Annotated in this window: 11 protein-coding genes and 1 pseudogene; 11 read left to right on the top strand and 1 reads right to left on the bottom strand. The window is 58.2% G+C overall.

Features of this window, described 5'->3' with window-relative positions; translation table 11 throughout:
- Window positions 1-892 precede the first annotated feature (892 nt).
- The 10 genes and pseudogenes from AMM41_RS11640 to AMM41_RS11595 form a co-directional block, all read left to right on the top strand.
- Window positions 893-2,014, top strand: coding sequence for a polysaccharide biosynthesis/export family protein (locus AMM41_RS11640; RefSeq protein WP_194944755.1), 1,122 nt, complete (start codon window positions 893-895; stop codon window positions 2,012-2,014).
- A gap of 4 nt (window positions 2,015-2,018) precedes the next feature.
- On the top strand, window positions 2,019-2,453 hold the full coding sequence (locus AMM41_RS11635; protein WP_089958003.1) for a low molecular weight protein-tyrosine-phosphatase: 435 nt from the start codon (window positions 2,019-2,021) through the stop codon (window positions 2,451-2,453).
- A gap of 2 nt (window positions 2,454-2,455) precedes the next feature.
- Window positions 2,456-4,738, top strand: coding sequence for a polysaccharide biosynthesis tyrosine autokinase (locus AMM41_RS11630; protein WP_089957999.1), 2,283 nt, complete (start codon window positions 2,456-2,458; stop codon window positions 4,736-4,738).
- 270 nt (window positions 4,739-5,008) lie between these two features.
- On the top strand, window positions 5,009-6,118 hold the full coding sequence (locus AMM41_RS11625; protein WP_089957995.1) for an MraY family glycosyltransferase: 1,110 nt from the start codon (window positions 5,009-5,011) through the stop codon (window positions 6,116-6,118).
- Window positions 6,119-6,184: 66 nt separating this feature from the next.
- Window positions 6,185-6,892: a hypothetical protein gene (locus AMM41_RS11620; protein WP_089957992.1), complete on the top strand. Its 708-nt coding sequence runs from the start codon at window positions 6,185-6,187 to the stop codon at window positions 6,890-6,892.
- Window positions 6,893-7,145: 253 nt separating this feature from the next.
- Window positions 7,146-9,377: a YjbH domain-containing protein gene (locus AMM41_RS11615; RefSeq protein ID WP_089957989.1), complete on the top strand. Its 2,232-nt coding sequence runs from the start codon at window positions 7,146-7,148 to the stop codon at window positions 9,375-9,377.
- Between the two features lie 375 nt (window positions 9,378-9,752).
- Window positions 9,753-10,715, top strand: a complete 963-nt coding sequence (locus tag AMM41_RS11610) for a GDP-L-fucose synthase (protein ID WP_089957986.1) — start codon at window positions 9,753-9,755, stop codon at window positions 10,713-10,715.
- A 39-nt stretch (window positions 10,716-10,754) separates the two neighbouring features.
- Complete coding sequence (gene gmd / locus AMM41_RS11605; RefSeq protein WP_089957983.1) at window positions 10,755-11,843, top strand: GDP-mannose 4,6-dehydratase; 1,089 nt, start codon at window positions 10,755-10,757, stop codon at window positions 11,841-11,843.
- Complete coding sequence (locus tag AMM41_RS11600; RefSeq protein ID WP_089957980.1) at window positions 11,840-13,060, top strand: nucleotide sugar dehydrogenase; 1,221 nt, start codon at window positions 11,840-11,842, stop codon at window positions 13,058-13,060. The genes gmd and AMM41_RS11600 overlap by 4 nt, the downstream gene beginning before the upstream one ends.
- Before the next feature lie 6 nt (window positions 13,061-13,066).
- A pseudogene (locus AMM41_RS11595) lies at window positions 13,067-13,915 on the top strand (UDP-glucuronic acid decarboxylase family protein); the annotation flags it as partial.
- Window positions 13,916-14,028: 113 nt separating this feature from the next.
- Here AMM41_RS11595 and AMM41_RS11590 read toward each other — a convergent pair.
- A complete protein-coding gene (locus AMM41_RS11590; RefSeq protein WP_089957974.1) occupies window positions 14,029-14,220 on the bottom strand; it encodes a hypothetical protein in 192 nt (63 codons plus the stop codon).
- Between the two features lie 31 nt (window positions 14,221-14,251).
- On the opposite strand from AMM41_RS11590, the gene AMM41_RS11585 reads away from it, so the two are divergent.
- Window positions 14,252-15,082 (top strand): ABC transporter permease, encoded by an 831-nt coding sequence (locus tag AMM41_RS11585; RefSeq protein ID WP_089957970.1) that lies wholly within the window; start codon window positions 14,252-14,254, stop codon window positions 15,080-15,082.
- The last annotated feature ends 26 nt before the right edge of the window (window positions 15,083-15,108 follow it).

The following is a 15,108-nucleotide window of genomic DNA, read 5'->3' as shown; positions in this document are numbered from 1 at the left end:
CAGGAGGTTGAGGGCGATGCTGCGCAAGCAGCAAAAGAGCCCGGGGATGGGGAAGAGCCAAGTTGATCACAAACGCTGGCCAAACGAGTACTTCGCGCAGTTGGGGCTGTTCACCATGACGCAGGCCCGAATGCAAGCGAGCCAATCCCGATGAGGAAACCACTGACTGGAGAGCCGTGTGCGGGAAAACTGCACGCACGGTTCGGAGGGAGGGGAGGCCTTGGCCTTTCCTACCCCTATCAAGGGGGAAAAACCAATCGCCCCGGGGGCGGGGCTCCCACAACGGGAAAAAACCAATCGCCCCGGGGGCGGGGCTCCCACAACGGGAAAAAACCAATCGCCCCGGGGGCGGGGCTCCTACAAGGGGCAAAAACCAATCGCCCCGGGGGCGGGGCTCCTACAAGGGGCTAAATCCAATGGCCGGTGTGTGCGTTGGCACACCCTTCAACACCCAACATAACGATCAACTTTTACAAATTTCATCAATCGTTATTCCACTTTGAACCGTTCAAGCAACGCCGCAACTCTGTGAAATTTTTACATTTGGGCACAAAAAAATTTAAATGAATTATTTATAGCTCAATAACTATAAATATCTACAAAATTATCAATATTATTCAACACAAGTCACAACAAAGTAAACTATGTGTAAATTGTTACTTTCACCGTCTTGCAATGATTCTCAAATATACTAACCCTCACAGATTTATTGTTTTTAACATTGAATGTCTGAAATGTGCCTCAAACTTTGACGGTACTGCGGTAGCCATGGTTTTTTGAGTATTTGTGAATACTTTTCAATGACTCGAAACCCTCTCAAAGTGTTGTTCGCCATTCAAAACCCCCCAATGGCCTACGTACAAACCACAAGCCCTCTTCAAGCTTGCGCCTCATGAAACAGTTATTCCTTCGGGCCATGCCCCTGTTGGCCGCAGCCGCATTGGGTGGCTGTGCTTACGCGCCTGGGTTTTACACAGGCACCAACAGTGCAGGCCCCGAATGGCTCAACGCGGCCTTTGACCCTGCCGACGCGCCACCGCCTGGCTCGCTCCTCAGCATCACCCCCGAGTTGTTGCGCCAACAACGCGCCAGTCAATCCAACGACATTCCCGAGCCCGTCAAACAACTCTTTGACAAACCCAAGCCCTACCTCATTGGTGCTGGCGACGTCATCAGCATCATGGTTTGGGGCCACCCCGAGTTTTCACAAACCACCACTGGCACCCAAGGCGGCGGTGACGCGGCCAACACCGGTTTCAACATCAGCCCCGACGGCCTGATCCAGTTCCCCTATGTGGGCACGCTCAAACTGGCCGGACTCACCGAATACCAAGCCCGCGACCTCTTGGTTTCGCGGCTGTCCGAATACATCAAGGCACCTCAAGTAACCTTGCGGGTGCAAGCGTTTCGCAGTGGCCGCATTCACATCGACGGTGAAGTGCGCACCCCGGGCACCATGCCGATCAACGACATGCCCATGACCCTGACCGAAGTCATTGGCAGGGCAGGGGGCTTCACCGCCACGGCCGACCGTGCCGCCATTGCCGTCACACGCAATGGCAAAACCGCCACCGTCAACCTGCCGCAGCTCATTGAAAAAGGCATCAACCCCTCCAACATCTTGCTGCGCCACGACGACCTCGTGCGCGTGCTGGGTCGCGAAGACGCCAAAGTGTTTGTGCTGGGCGAAGTGCTGCGCCCCAGCACCCAGTCACTGCGCAACGGTCGCCTTACCCTGAACGAGGCCCTCAGCGAAGCCGGTGGCATCAACCCCAACTCGGCCGACCCGCGTCAAATCTTTGTGGTGCGCACGGCCAACCCCGAGCAACCCGAGCTGTACCACCTCAACGCCAAATCACCCCTGGCCTATGCCCTGTCTGCCGGGTTTGAACTTCAAGCACGCGACGTGATTTATGTCGACCCCGTGCCCCTTGTCCGATGGAACCGTGTGATCAGCCTGGTCCTGCCCAGCGCACAAGCTGTCACCACCACCCGCATCGTGACAGGCAACTGAAGGCATGCGGCACATCCTGACCCTGTGCGTGGGCAACATTTGCCGCAGCCCCTTGGCCCAAGCCTTGTTGGCGCGTGAACTGCCCGAGCACCACGTCCGATCAGCGGGCCTGAGCGCCATGGTCGGCTACCCGGCCGACCCCGAAGTCATTCGCGTGGCCAAAGAGCAAGGGCTCGAATTGCAAGCCCACCGGGCGCAGCAAGTCACCAGCGTCATGTGCCAACAAGCCGAGCTGATATTGGTGATGGAACAAGAGCACAAAACCCAACTCGAACAGCTCTACCCGCAAGTGCGCGGCAAAGTGTTTCGCCTGGGCCTGTATGGGCAATTTGACATTGCCGACCCCTATCGCCAATCCAGCGAAGCATTTGACACGGCCTACCAAGGCATCGCACAAGGCGTTGCCCTCTGGCTGCCACGCATCAAAAAATTGAACTGACCATGAATCTTCCTAACCCGAGTGCGCAACTGACAGCGCAACCCGCATCGCCCATGGTCGATGAAGACGACGGCATCAACCTGCTCGACATGCTGGACGTGCTGATCGATCAGCGCTACCTCATTGCCATCGTCACCACCATCGTCTTGGCCATCGGCGCTGGTTATGCACTGACCACCACACCCATTTACGAAGCCAACTCGCTCATCCAAGTCGAAGACACCAAAGGCAACTCACTGGGTGCACTCATGGGCGAAAACAGCGCCCTGTTCGACGTCAAATCGCCAGCCAGCGCCGAAATCGAAATCTTGCGCTCGCGCCTGGTGGTCGGCCAAGCCGCCAGCAACCTGCAACTCGACTTGTCGGTCACGCCCAAATACGTGCCCTACATCGGCTCATGGCTGTCACGCAGTGCCACCGAGCCGTCTAACCCCAGCTTTGCAGGCTTCAAAGGTTATGTGCGCGGCAACGAAAGCCTGCGCGTGGCCCGTTTTGACCTTCCCACACCGCTTCTGGGCATCCGGTTCACTGTGCTGGTGACCGACACCGGCTACGAACTGGTCACGGAGGCGGGCACCAAACTGGGCGAAGGGGTGGTTGGCAAGCCACTGACCTTCAGCTACCAAGGCCATTCGGGTGAACTGCTGATCGCCAAATTGGTGGGCAAGCCTGGCGCAGAGTTTTTTGTGTCTCGCAGCTCTTTGCTGGGCGTGACCCAGCAGCTGCAAAACCAAATGAAAATCACCGAGCAAGGCCGCCAATCGGGCGTCTTGCGCGTCACCCTTGAAGGTGCCAACCCCGATCGCATTGCCCAAATCCTGAATGAAGTGGGCAACCTGTACGTGCGTCAAAACACCGAACGCAAAGCGGCAGAAGCCAAAAAGTCGCTTGAGTTTTTGAACACACAACTGCCTCAGCTCAAAAAACAACTCGAACAGTCCGAAGCCAGCTTCAACCAGTTCCGCACGCAGCAAGGCACCTTCGACCTCGACACCGAAGCCAATGCCTATCTCTCTCAAGTGGTGAGCCTCAAAGTCAAGTTGTTCGAGCAGCAAAGCAAACGCAAAGAACTCGAACTGCGCTACACCGCCAAGCACCCCAGTGTGGAAGCCGTGGACATCAGCATCCGTGACATCAAAACCGAACTGCGTGAAGCCGAAAAGAAAGTCAAAAAGCTCCCCACCATCGAGCAAGACCTGCTGCGCCTGACGCGTGACGTCAAGGTCGACAGTGCCCTCTACACCAACTTGCTCAACAGCGCCCAACAACTGGGTTTGGTCAAAGAAGGCAAGGTCGGCAATGTGCGCATCATCGACAAAGCCGTGGCCCCTGAAAGCGCCATCAAACCCAAGCGCTCGTCCATTGTGGGCATCTCGGCATTGTTGGGCCTCTTGGCCGGTTTGGGCCTGGCCTTTTTGCGCAACAGCCTGCGCCCCGGCATCAAAAACGCCGAAGAACTTGAACACCGCCTGGGCCTGAACGTCTTTGCCACCGTGCCCCTGTCTGCAGCGCAGCAACAGCTCGACATCGACACCATGGCCAAAAAGCCTGGCAGCCACTTGCTGGCCACCCTGCGCCCCAACGAAGCGGCCATCGAAAGCCTGCGCAGCCTGCGCACCGCCTTGCAATTTGCCATGCTCGAGGCCCCCAACAACATCGTGTTGATCACCGGCCCCACGCCCAACATTGGCAAGTCCTTCACCGCGGCCAACTTTGCAGCCGTGCTGTCCGCAGCGGGCCAACGCGTGCTGCTGATCGACGCCGACATGCGCAAAGGCCACATCAACCAGTTCTTTGGTTTGTCACGCGGTTTGGGCTTGTCCGAACTCATCACGGGTACACAAGTGTTGGACAAAGTGCTGCACCGCAACGTGGCCCCGGGTCTGGACTTCATCACCACCGGCACCATGCCCCCCAACCCGGCCGAGCTGCTGATGTCGCCCGCCACACAAGCGCTGTTCAGGAGCTTGTCAGAGCAATACGACCTGGTGTTGGTTGACAGCCCTCCCGTGTTGGCCGTGTCCGACACCGCCATCTTGGCCCCCATGGCCGGCACCACCTTCCTGGTGGTCCGCGCCGACGTCTCGTCACTGGGCGAAGTGCAAGAAGCCGTCAAACGCATTGCGCAATCGGGCGAATCGGTCAAAGGCATCATCTTCAACGGCCTGGACATCTCCAAACGCCGTTACGGCTATGGCTACGGTTATGGCTACGGCTACAAATACAAGCGCTACGGCTACCGTTACCAGTCGTACAACTACGGCCAAGACAAACCGAAAACCTGAATTCCCCCTGTAGGAGCGACGCCCCTGTCGCGATAAGCCTCGCAGACCACAAAGAATCGCCCCGAGGGCGGGGCTCCCACAAAGGCAACCCCCCTGTAGGAGCGACGCCCCCGTCGCGATAAGCCTCGCAGACCACCAACAATCGCTCCCACAAAGGCAATCACCCTGTAGGAGCGACGCCCTCGTCGCGAAAAGCCTCGCAGACCACCACCCATCGCCCCGAGGGCGGGGCTCCCACAAAATGCAGGCACCCTGCCAAACCCACCAACCATGACCACAAGCAACACCCTCTGCATCGTCAGCACGGCGTTCGTGGCTTCATTGCTGTCGGCGGTTTTTTTGGTCTTGACCCAAAAAATCCATGGCCGCTACAGCAATGATGAAACGCATGGCATCCAAAAAGCGCACCGCACCGCCACACCGCGCATCGGTGGCGTCGCCATCGTTGTCGGTTTGATTGCGGCATGGGCTTTGGCCGATCCACAAACACAAGCCATTCTTGGCCCGTTGCTCTTGGCCGGGTTCCCTGCATTTGTATTCGGGCTGGCCGAAGACTTGACCAAAAAAATCGGTGTCATGCCCCGCCTGCTGGCTACTTTTGCGTCGGGCATTTTGGGCTGGTGGCTCACGGGGGTGTCGCTCACCTCGGTGGACATCCCCTTCCTCAACCCCTTGCTCAGCATCACCTTTGTCTCGGTGCTGTTCACCGCTTTCGCCATTGGCGGTGTGGCCAACGGCATCAACATCATTGACGGCTACAACGGTCTGGCCAGTGGTTTTGTCACGCTGGCCCTCATGGGCATCGGCGCCATTGCCTTCGATTCGCAAGACATGGGCTTGACGGTGGCCTGCTTTGCATTGGCCGCGTCATTCTTGGGCTTTTGGTTGGTCAACTGGCCTTGGGGCAAATTGTTCTTGGGCGACGGTGGCAGTTATTTTGGCGGTTTTGCCTTGGCTTGGGCCTGCGTCATGCTCATCGAGCGCGATCCCGAAATCACCGCCTTTGCCCCCTTGCTGGTGTGCATTCATCCTGTGACCGAAGTGTTGTTCAGCATTTACCGCCGGAAACTGCGTCGCACCCACATTGGTCACCCAGACCGGCTGCACCTGCACAACCTCATCATGCGCCGCGTGGTGCGTAGTCGCCTGCATATCAGACCCAGTTTGAGCAACCCTGCTGCTGGCTTGTTGTTGGCACTCATGTCTTTGCCCGCCATTGTGGTGGCCTACGCCGTGCATGACAGCATCGTCTGGGGTGCCAGCATGAGCCTGGTGTTCATGTTGGGCTATGTGAGCCTGTATGCCCGTTTGGTGCGCTTTCACTGGTGCTCGCCCCTGGCCTTTTTGCTGCTCAAGCCCACACGCACCAACTATGCGTGATGTCTTGAGCATGAAGTTTTATTTCCGTTTCCTTTAACCACTTTTCACCAAAGAAGGAGTTTTCTCATGAAAGCAGTCAACAAAAAGCTGGGCCTCTTGGCCATCTGCGCGGGTGCACTCACTTTGGTGGCGTGCGGGGGGGACAGTGCCACTGTGCCGCTCACGCTTCGCGGTGTGGCAGCCACCGGTCTGGCCATCGACGGCGGCAGCGTTGTGGTTCAGTGCGTCTCTGGCACGGGCACGGCCACAACCTTGGCCAATGGTTCTTACAGCGTGACCGTTCAAAACGGCCAAGGCCCTTGCTTGATCACTGTGACCAAAGGTTCAGTGGTGCTTCGCTCCATTTCGCCTCAAACCACCTCAGGCACTGCAGTGGCCAACGTCACGCCTTTCAGTAATGCCATTGTTAACTCCATCGTCGCAGCCAAAGGCGCTGGATCTCCAGCAGCATTGGTCACAGGTGGCTCTTTTGTGCCCAGCAACAGTGATTTGACCTCTGCCGTCACCGCCGTGATTGTGCAAATCAACGAAGCCCTGGCCGCCTTGCCTACCCCCATTGCGCCGTTGAGCCTGACCACCGATTTGTTGGGTCAAGTCGATTACGTAGCGGCTACAGTCAGCTCACCCAGCAGTGGCGACTTGTTGGACAAAGCCATTGACGCCTTGGTCCAAGGTGACGGCGTGACGTTGCCGCCCGCACTGGTGGCAGACATCAACACAGCCACCGACACCGTGGTGGACCCCACCCCCACAGGCGGCACTGGCGGTTTCTAATCCCCCCATGTAGGAGCCCCGCCCCCGGGGCGATGGGTGGTGGACTGCGAGGCTTGATCGCGGCGAGGGCGCCGCTCCTACAAACACATAAATGGCAACCCATGTAGGAGCCCCGCCCCCGGGGCGATGGGTGGTGGTCTGCAAGGCTTGATCGCGGCGAGGGCGCCGCTCCTACAAAAGAAGTGCTCAATCAAACTTAATCGATCTGAATCCTTCAATAAAACGAACTGACCCAACAAAACAAAAAAACACCATGCACCGCAACCCCCTCACCACCAACCCCCACCGGCTCACGCTGTGCCTCACCCTGTGCCTGCACAGCCTGGCGGCCTACAGCCAAACGGCGGGCAGTGAGTTGGCGGGCAACAGCGCCGCTTGGCGCATGTTGTCGCCATCGGGTTACACGGGCAGCATCAACACGCCCAATGCGCATGTGCAAAGTTGGGGGGTGGCCAACTTGGCGTGGACCAACAGCAACCCCGAATACGCCCGCAGCATTGACAAAGGCCACTTTGGCAGCATCAACGCGGGCATCGGTTTGCTGCCAGGTTTGGAAGTGGTGGGGCGTTTGGCGTTTGAGGGCGACCTCAACTGCAATCTTTACAAAGCCGGGTGTGGCGGTGGAGCCCGCGACCTCTCGCTCAGCGCCAAATACCAACTGCCCCTGCAGCTGGGTGACCACACCCGTGTGGCCGTAGGCATGTCCGACTTTGGCGGCGCTGCCACCAACTTCAGGCAAGTCTATGGCGTGGCCACCACCCAGTGGCTCAACACAGAACTGTCTTTGGGCTACAGCCACGCACAGTCCACCCGCGCCTTGATGCATGGGATTTTTGGCAGTGCACGTTTTGCCCTCAGCCCCCGTTTGCACCTGCTGGCCGAACATGACACTCAAGAACGCAGGGCAGGGGTGCAATACCAACACCCCGTGGGCGACCGCAGCAGCTTGCAAGCCGGTTACAGCCGCAAGTGGTCCAACAACACCGGCCAAGAAGCCAACCAGTTACAACTGGCCTGGGTCCTGCACATGGACCGCAGCACGCCCAGACCTGTTACCCAATTTGTAAATCCTGCTTACACGGCAACGGCTGGAACAGCCACCCAGACCGTGGCCAGCACCAGCAGCGCCGCAATCACCGCCCAAACCAGCCCCGTCACCCCAGCCCGCAGCACCGCACCCAAAGCCACCGCCCAGAGCATGGCCCAAGCCCTGCAAAACTTGGGTTATGCCAATGTAAAAGTTGATCACTGGCCATCCAGCGCTGCACACGCGGGCCTGTGGCAAATCAGCGCCGAGTCGCGCACCTACCGCCAAAGCCAAGTCGAAGCCATGGGCCGCGCCCTGGCCCCCTGGGTTTCTGGCGTGCGCCAAAACACCGTGGCAGGCCAAGACCAAATTGCCTTGACCCTGACCTACCAACGCCAGCCCGTCTTGCACGCCCTCGCCCAAGCCAACTGCCTGGCCGCCTGGGCACAAGGTGCCCCCGCTGCCGCATCTGCCACTTGCAACCCCACGGAGCCGCTCACCCTCAGCCGCACCCCCATTGCACAGGCACAAACCCTGCAAGCCGAGCGCGAACAACAAGGCCCCTCACAAATCGCCCAAGCCTCGGCTGGCCCCTCGTGGGCGCCGCAGCTCACCCTCAGCCCCGCCGTGCGCAACACCCTGGGCACCGAGTTCGGCTTGGTTGACTATTCTCTTGCCGCCCAAATGGGTGCCGAAGTCGCCATTGCCCCGGGCCTGTTTTGGCAAGGTGTGTACCTGGTGCCCATCAGCAACAGCAACGACTTTGACAATGGCAAAGTCTTTGGCGACCGGCGCTTTGCCAAAAACCAGTGGCACAACAGCCAGCTGACCTATTGGACACCGCTGCCCTGGGGCCTGAGCGCCCAAGCCAGCATTGGCCAAATCACCCCGGGCGTGACCGGTGCCCAGTGGGACGCCCTGTGGATGAACCCCGACGGCCGCCTGCGCTTGGGCATGAGCGGCGCACGCTACAGCCGCGACGCCTTCACCCGCGAACAACTGCCCCTGTACGGACAAGCCCGCTACTCCATCATTCCCGGTGCTTGGCACGCCGAAGCCACAGCAGGCCAGTTCATGAACGGCGACCGAGGCTTCAAACTCGCATCGGTGCACTGGGCAGGCGACACGCGTGTGGCCCTGCAATACCAAAAAACCGGCGACACCCGCCAACCCAACATGCCCACCCGCAGCTTTGCCGGCATCAACATCAGCCTGCCCTTCGGCCCCAAAGCCGCAGTGCCCATCGGCCCCGTGTGGCTGCGTGCCCAAGACCAATGGAGCTGGGGCGTCCAAACCAAAGTGGGCGAAAGCAACAACAACCTGACCACCGGCTACGGCGAAATCGCCCGCCAACGTCAAGGCCTGTGGAGCGACGTGACCGACCACGACCGCAACGGCCAAGCCGACCTGCAAGCTCAACTGCCCAGGCTAAGAGCCATCCTGGCCACCACCAACTGACCGACATTTTTTGACCTTGTGGGAGCGACGCCCCCGACGCGATAACCCCCGCAAACCAAAACCATCGCCCCGAGGGCGGGGCTCCTACAAAAAAAAACATAAATCGGAACGCGGCCCCAATTTAATTGGCCGAATCCAAACCCCTGTAGGAGCGACGCCCCCGTCGCGATAAGCCCCGCAAACAACCGCCTTCAAACCCAGGCACAAAACCTGTAAATGTTGGTCCCCAAACCACCTACAAAAACTCAATAGTCAGACACAACAGGTCCGACAACCCACAAGCAAAGCGACACCCCGTAGCCCAGCCCCCCCAAAAAAAGCAGACCCCCCAAGACCCGCCACACAGCGCGGCAAGCCTTGGCACGAATCCGCCCCATGACAGAACCCAAAATCTACGTCGCAGGCCACAAAGGCATGGTGGGCTCGGCCATTGTTCGGGCCTTGAAGGCGCAGGGGCACACCCGCTTTGTCACCCGCACCCACGCCGAGTTGGACCTGACCAATCAAGCCGCCGTGCGCGAGTTTTTCGAGAAAGAAAAGCCCGACCAGGTCTATCTGGCCGCTGCCAAAGTCGGTGGCATTCATGCCAACAACACCTACCCGGCCGACTTCATCTACCAAAACCTCATGGTGCAGGCCAACGTCATTGACGCGGCGTTTCAAAACGGTGTGCAAAAACTGCTGTTTTTAGGGTCCAGCTGCATCTACCCCCGCATGGCCGAGCAGCCCCTGCGCGAAGACGCCCTGTTGACCGGCCCCCTGGAGCCAACCAACGAGCCCTATGCCATCGCCAAAATTGCCGGCATCAAACTCTGCGAAAGCTACAACCGCCAATATGGTCAAAGCCACGGCGTGGACTACCGCAGCGTCATGCCCACCAACCTGTATGGCCCGGGCGACAACTACCACCCCGAAAACAGCCACGTCATTCCCGCGCTGATTCGGCGTTTTCACGAAGCCAAAGTCAGTCAAGCCCCCAGCGTGACCATCTGGGGCACCGGCACCCCCAAACGCGAATTTTTGTATGTGGACGACATGGCCGCAGCCAGCGTGCACGTCATGAACCTGCCCAAAGCACTTTATGACCAACACACCAGCCCCATGCAAAGCCACATCAACGTGGGCTATGGCGAAGACGTGACCATTGCCCAAGTGGCCCAAACCGTGGCCCAAACCGTGGGCTACAGCGGCCGCATTGAGTTTGACACCAGCAAACCCGACGGCACCCCCCGCAAGTGGATGGACAGCAGCCGCCTCAACAGCCTCGGCTGGCAAGCCCAAGTCCCCTTGCAACAAGGCCTGGCCCAAGCCTACGCCGACTTTCTGAAGACCCCATAACCCGTAGGTCGGCGGCTTCAGCCCCGACATGACCCCTCAATGACCCACCCCAAAGTCGCCCTAATCACCGGCATCACCGGCCAAGACGGCTCCTACCTGGCCGAATTCCTCTTAGAAAAAGGCTACATCGTCCACGGCATCAAACGCCGGGCCAGCAGCTTCAACACCCAGCGCGTGGACCACATCTACCAAGACCCCCACGTCAGCAACGCCAACTTCAAACTGCACTACGGCGACCTCAGCGACACCAGCAACCTGGTACGCATCATCCAAGAAACTCAGCCCGACGAAATCTACAACCTGGCCGCCATGAGCCATGTGGCCGTCAGCTTTGAAAGCCCCGAATACACCGCCGACGTGGACGGCATTGGCACCCTGCGCATTCTGGAAGCCATTCGCATCTTGGGGCTGGAAAAGAAAACCCGCTTTTACCAAGCCAGTACCAGCGAACTGTATGGCCTGGTGCAAGAAACCCCCCAAAAAGAAACCACCCCCTTTTACCCCCGCAGCCCCTATGCGGTGGCCAAGCTCTACGCCTACTGGATCACGGTGAACTACCGCGAGGCCTACGGCATGTACGCCTGCAACGGCATCCTCTTCAACCACGAGAGCCCGCGCCGTGGCGAAACCTTCGTCACCCGCAAGATCACAAGGGGTCTGGCCAACATCAGCCAAGGCCTGGAAGAGTGCCTGTACATGGGCAACATCGACGCCCTGCGCGACTGGGGCCATGCCAAAGACTATGTGCGCATGCAGTGGATGATGCTGCAACAAGACCAGCCCGAAGACTTTGTGATTGCCACCGGCGTGCAATACAGCGTGCGCCAGTTCATCAACTGGACAGCAGAAGCCCTGGGCATGTCACTGCGCTGGCAAGGCCAGGGTGTTGACGAAGTCGCCTATTGGAACGACCAAGCCGTCATTCGCATCGACCCCCGTTACTTCCGCCCCACCGAAGTCGAAACCCTGCTCGGCGACCCCAGCAAAGCCAAACAAAAACTCGGCTGGGTGCCCGAAATCTCGGTGCAGAAAATGTGCCAAGAAATGATCCAAACCGATCTGATGGAGGCCAAGCGCCACGCGCTGCTCAAGGCCAATGGTTACTCAGTGAACGTGAGTGTCGAATGAAGATTGCCATTGCTGGCACGGGCTATGTGGGCCTGTCCATGGCCGTTTTGTTGGCCCAACGCCACCAAGTGGTGGCGCTGGACATCGTCCCCGAAAAAGTCGCGCAAATCAACCGCCGTGAATCCCCCATTCACGACCTGGAACTGCAAGACCACCTGAGCAACAAGCCCCTGAACCTGGTGGCCACGCTGAACAAAGAGGAAGCCTACCAAGGCGCTGACTTTGTCATCATTGCCACACCCACCGACTACGACCCCGTCAGCCACTACTTCAACACTGGCTCGGTCGAATCGGTCATTCGTGACGTGACTGCCATCAACCCCCAGGCGGTCATGGTCATCAAGTCCACCATACCGGTGGGCTTTACGGCCAAAGCGCGTGAAAAACTGGGCACCAACAACCTGCTGTTCAGCCCCGAGTTTTTGCGCGAAGGCCGCGCCCTTTACGACAACCTCTACCCCAGCCGCATTGTGGTGGGTGAAGACAGCGAACGCGCTCGCCGCTTTGCAAGCCTGCTGCAAGAAGCCGCCCTCAAGCCCGACGTGCCCACCTTGTTCACAGGCTCCACAGAAGCAGAAGCCATCAAGCTCTTTGCCAACACCTATCTGGCCATGCGCGTGGCCTACTTCAATGAACTGGACAGCTACGCCGCCATCCACAATTTGGACACACGCCAGATTGTGGACGGCGTGTGCCTGGACCCCCGCATTGGCCAGCAATACAACAACCCCAGCTTTGGCTACGGCGGTTACTGCCTGCCCAAAGACACCAAACAACTGCTGGCCAACTACGCCGACGTGCCCCAAACGCTCATCCAAGCCATTGTCTCGGCCAACAGCACCCGCAAAGACTTCATCGCCACCGACATCCTCCGGTTTGTACAAACTCAGCAATCTGTAGGAGCGACGCCCCCGTCGCGATCCCCCTCATTACCCCCCATCATCGGCATCCACCGCTTGGTCATGAAAGCAGGCTCTGACAACTACCGCGCCAGCAGCATCCAAGGCATCATGAAACGGCTCAAGGCCAAAGGCATCGAAGTCATCGTTTACGAACCGGCGCTGACCGACACCCACTTCTTCAGCAGCCGCGTCATCACCGACTTGGCGCAATTCAAGGCCGAGGCCCAGGCCATTGTGGCCAACCGCATGACTGACGACATCAGCGATGTGGCGCACAAGGTCTACACCCGCGACCTGTTCGGCATTGACAGCTAAACCACCATGACCCAACGCAACTACAACCCCCGCAAACGCATTCTGGTCACCGGCGGTGCCGGTTTTCTGGGCAGCCACCTCATCGACCGCCTGTTGGCCCGTGGCGACGAAGTGGTGTGTGCCGACAACCTGTTCACCGGCAGCAAACGCAACATCGAGCATGTGCTCGACAACCCCCGTTTTGAGTTCATGCGGCACGACGTCACGTTTCCGCTTTACATCGAAGTCGACCAAATCTACAACCTGGCTTGCCCGGCCAGCCCCATCCACTACCAACACGACCCGGTTCAAACCCTCAAGACCAGCGTGCACAGTGCCATCAACATGCTGGGCTTGGCCAAGCGATTGAATGCCCGTATTTTTCAGGCCAGCACAAGCGAGGTGCATGGTGACCCAGCCGTGCACCCCCAAACAGAAGACTACTGGGGCAATGTCAACCCCATTGGCATTCGCAGCTGCTACGACGAAGGTAAGCGCTGCGCCGAAACCTTGTTTTTTGACTACCACCGTCAGCATGGCCTGGACATTCGTGTGGCCCGCATCTTCAACACCTATGGCCCCCGCATGCACCCCAACGACGGGCGGGTGGTGAGCAACTTCATTGTGCAAGCGCTCAAAGGTGAAGAAATCACCATCTATGGCGAAGGCCTGCAAACTCGCAGCTTTTGTTATGTGGACGACCTGATCGAAGGCTTTATGCGCTTCATGGATGTGCCCCGAGCACAAGAAGGCGGCCCCGGCTACCCCGGCCCCATCAACCTGGGCAACCCCCATGAATTCACCATCCGGCAACCGGCCGAAAAAGACATTCAACTCACAGGCTCGGCTTCTAAGCTTGTTTATATGCTTCTGCCATAAGACGACTCCCTGCAGCGCCAACTAGCCGCCACTGCCCGAGATTCGTCATTCCGAGCAACCATAGCGACGCTGTAATCCATGACCCGTTTAATCAGCTCTACAACATTACCTTAGGCGACCGAACCACCCTCAACGATCTCTACGATCAGATCAAAAGCAATCTGCTTCTCCACGACACCCACCTGCAAGCCACCCAACCCATTTAGCGAGAGTTTCGCTCCGGCGATGTGCGCCACAGCTTGGCTGACATATGCAAAGCGCGGCACCTGCTCGGATACCCGCTCATGCATCGCATAGGGCATGAACTTGGGTTAGCAATATCTTAGTATTCAAATGAACACCTCCAATACCCTCATCATCGAACCCGGCCTTGCCGACAAGCATTACTGGCGTGACCTCTGGCATTACAGGGAACTTTTCTTTGTTTTGGCTTGGCGCGATGTGTCCGTGCGATACAAACAAACGGTCATCGGCTTGGCCTGGGCGCTTATCCAGCCGCTAGCAACGATGTTGGTATTCACCGTCATATTCGGCAAGGTCGCTAAATTGCCCTCGGAAGGCATTGCACCTTACCCTTTGATGGTCTATGCTGGCTTGCTACCTTGGCATTTGTTTGCAACATCCCTCACCGGTGCGTCCGGTAGTTTGATCGGTAACGCCAACCTGATTAGTAAGGTTTACTTTCCGCGCCTGATCGTCCCCACCTCTGCCGTAGTGGTTGCATTTGTCGACTTTATCGTGAGTTTCGTCATCCTCTTTGGGCTGATGATCTGGTTTCAGTACATGCCTAGTTGGCAAATTCTTACGTTGCCATTCTTCATATTCATGGCTTTTCTCGCGAGCTTGGGGCCAGGTCTATGGATCACCGCGTTGAATGTGAAATTTCGCGACTTTCGTTACATCATTCCGTTTATTGTTCAATTTGGCCTTTATGTTTCGCCGGTCGGCTTCAGTTCCAGCGTTGTGTCTGAGGAGTGGCGGTTGCTCTATTCGCTAAACCCGGTAGTTGGTGTTATAGACGGCTTCCGCTGGGCCATTCTTGGTGGCGAATCTAACATTTACCTCCCCGGCTTTGCACTCAGCTGGGGTGTCATTGCCTTTTTCCTGTGGCTGGGGGTACGTCAGTTCCGCAAAATGGAAAAAAGCTTTGCCGATCTGATCTAGCCCGTTGGCAGCGCACTGCCATTCGC

The sequence above is a fragment of the Limnohabitans sp. 2KL-3 genome (assembly GCF_001269405.1).
GTDB lineage: Bacteria > Pseudomonadota > Gammaproteobacteria > Burkholderiales > Burkholderiaceae_C > Limnohabitans_A.
Note: the sequence above shows the minus strand (reverse complement) of the source record. Positions and strands in the feature narration are given on the sequence as shown.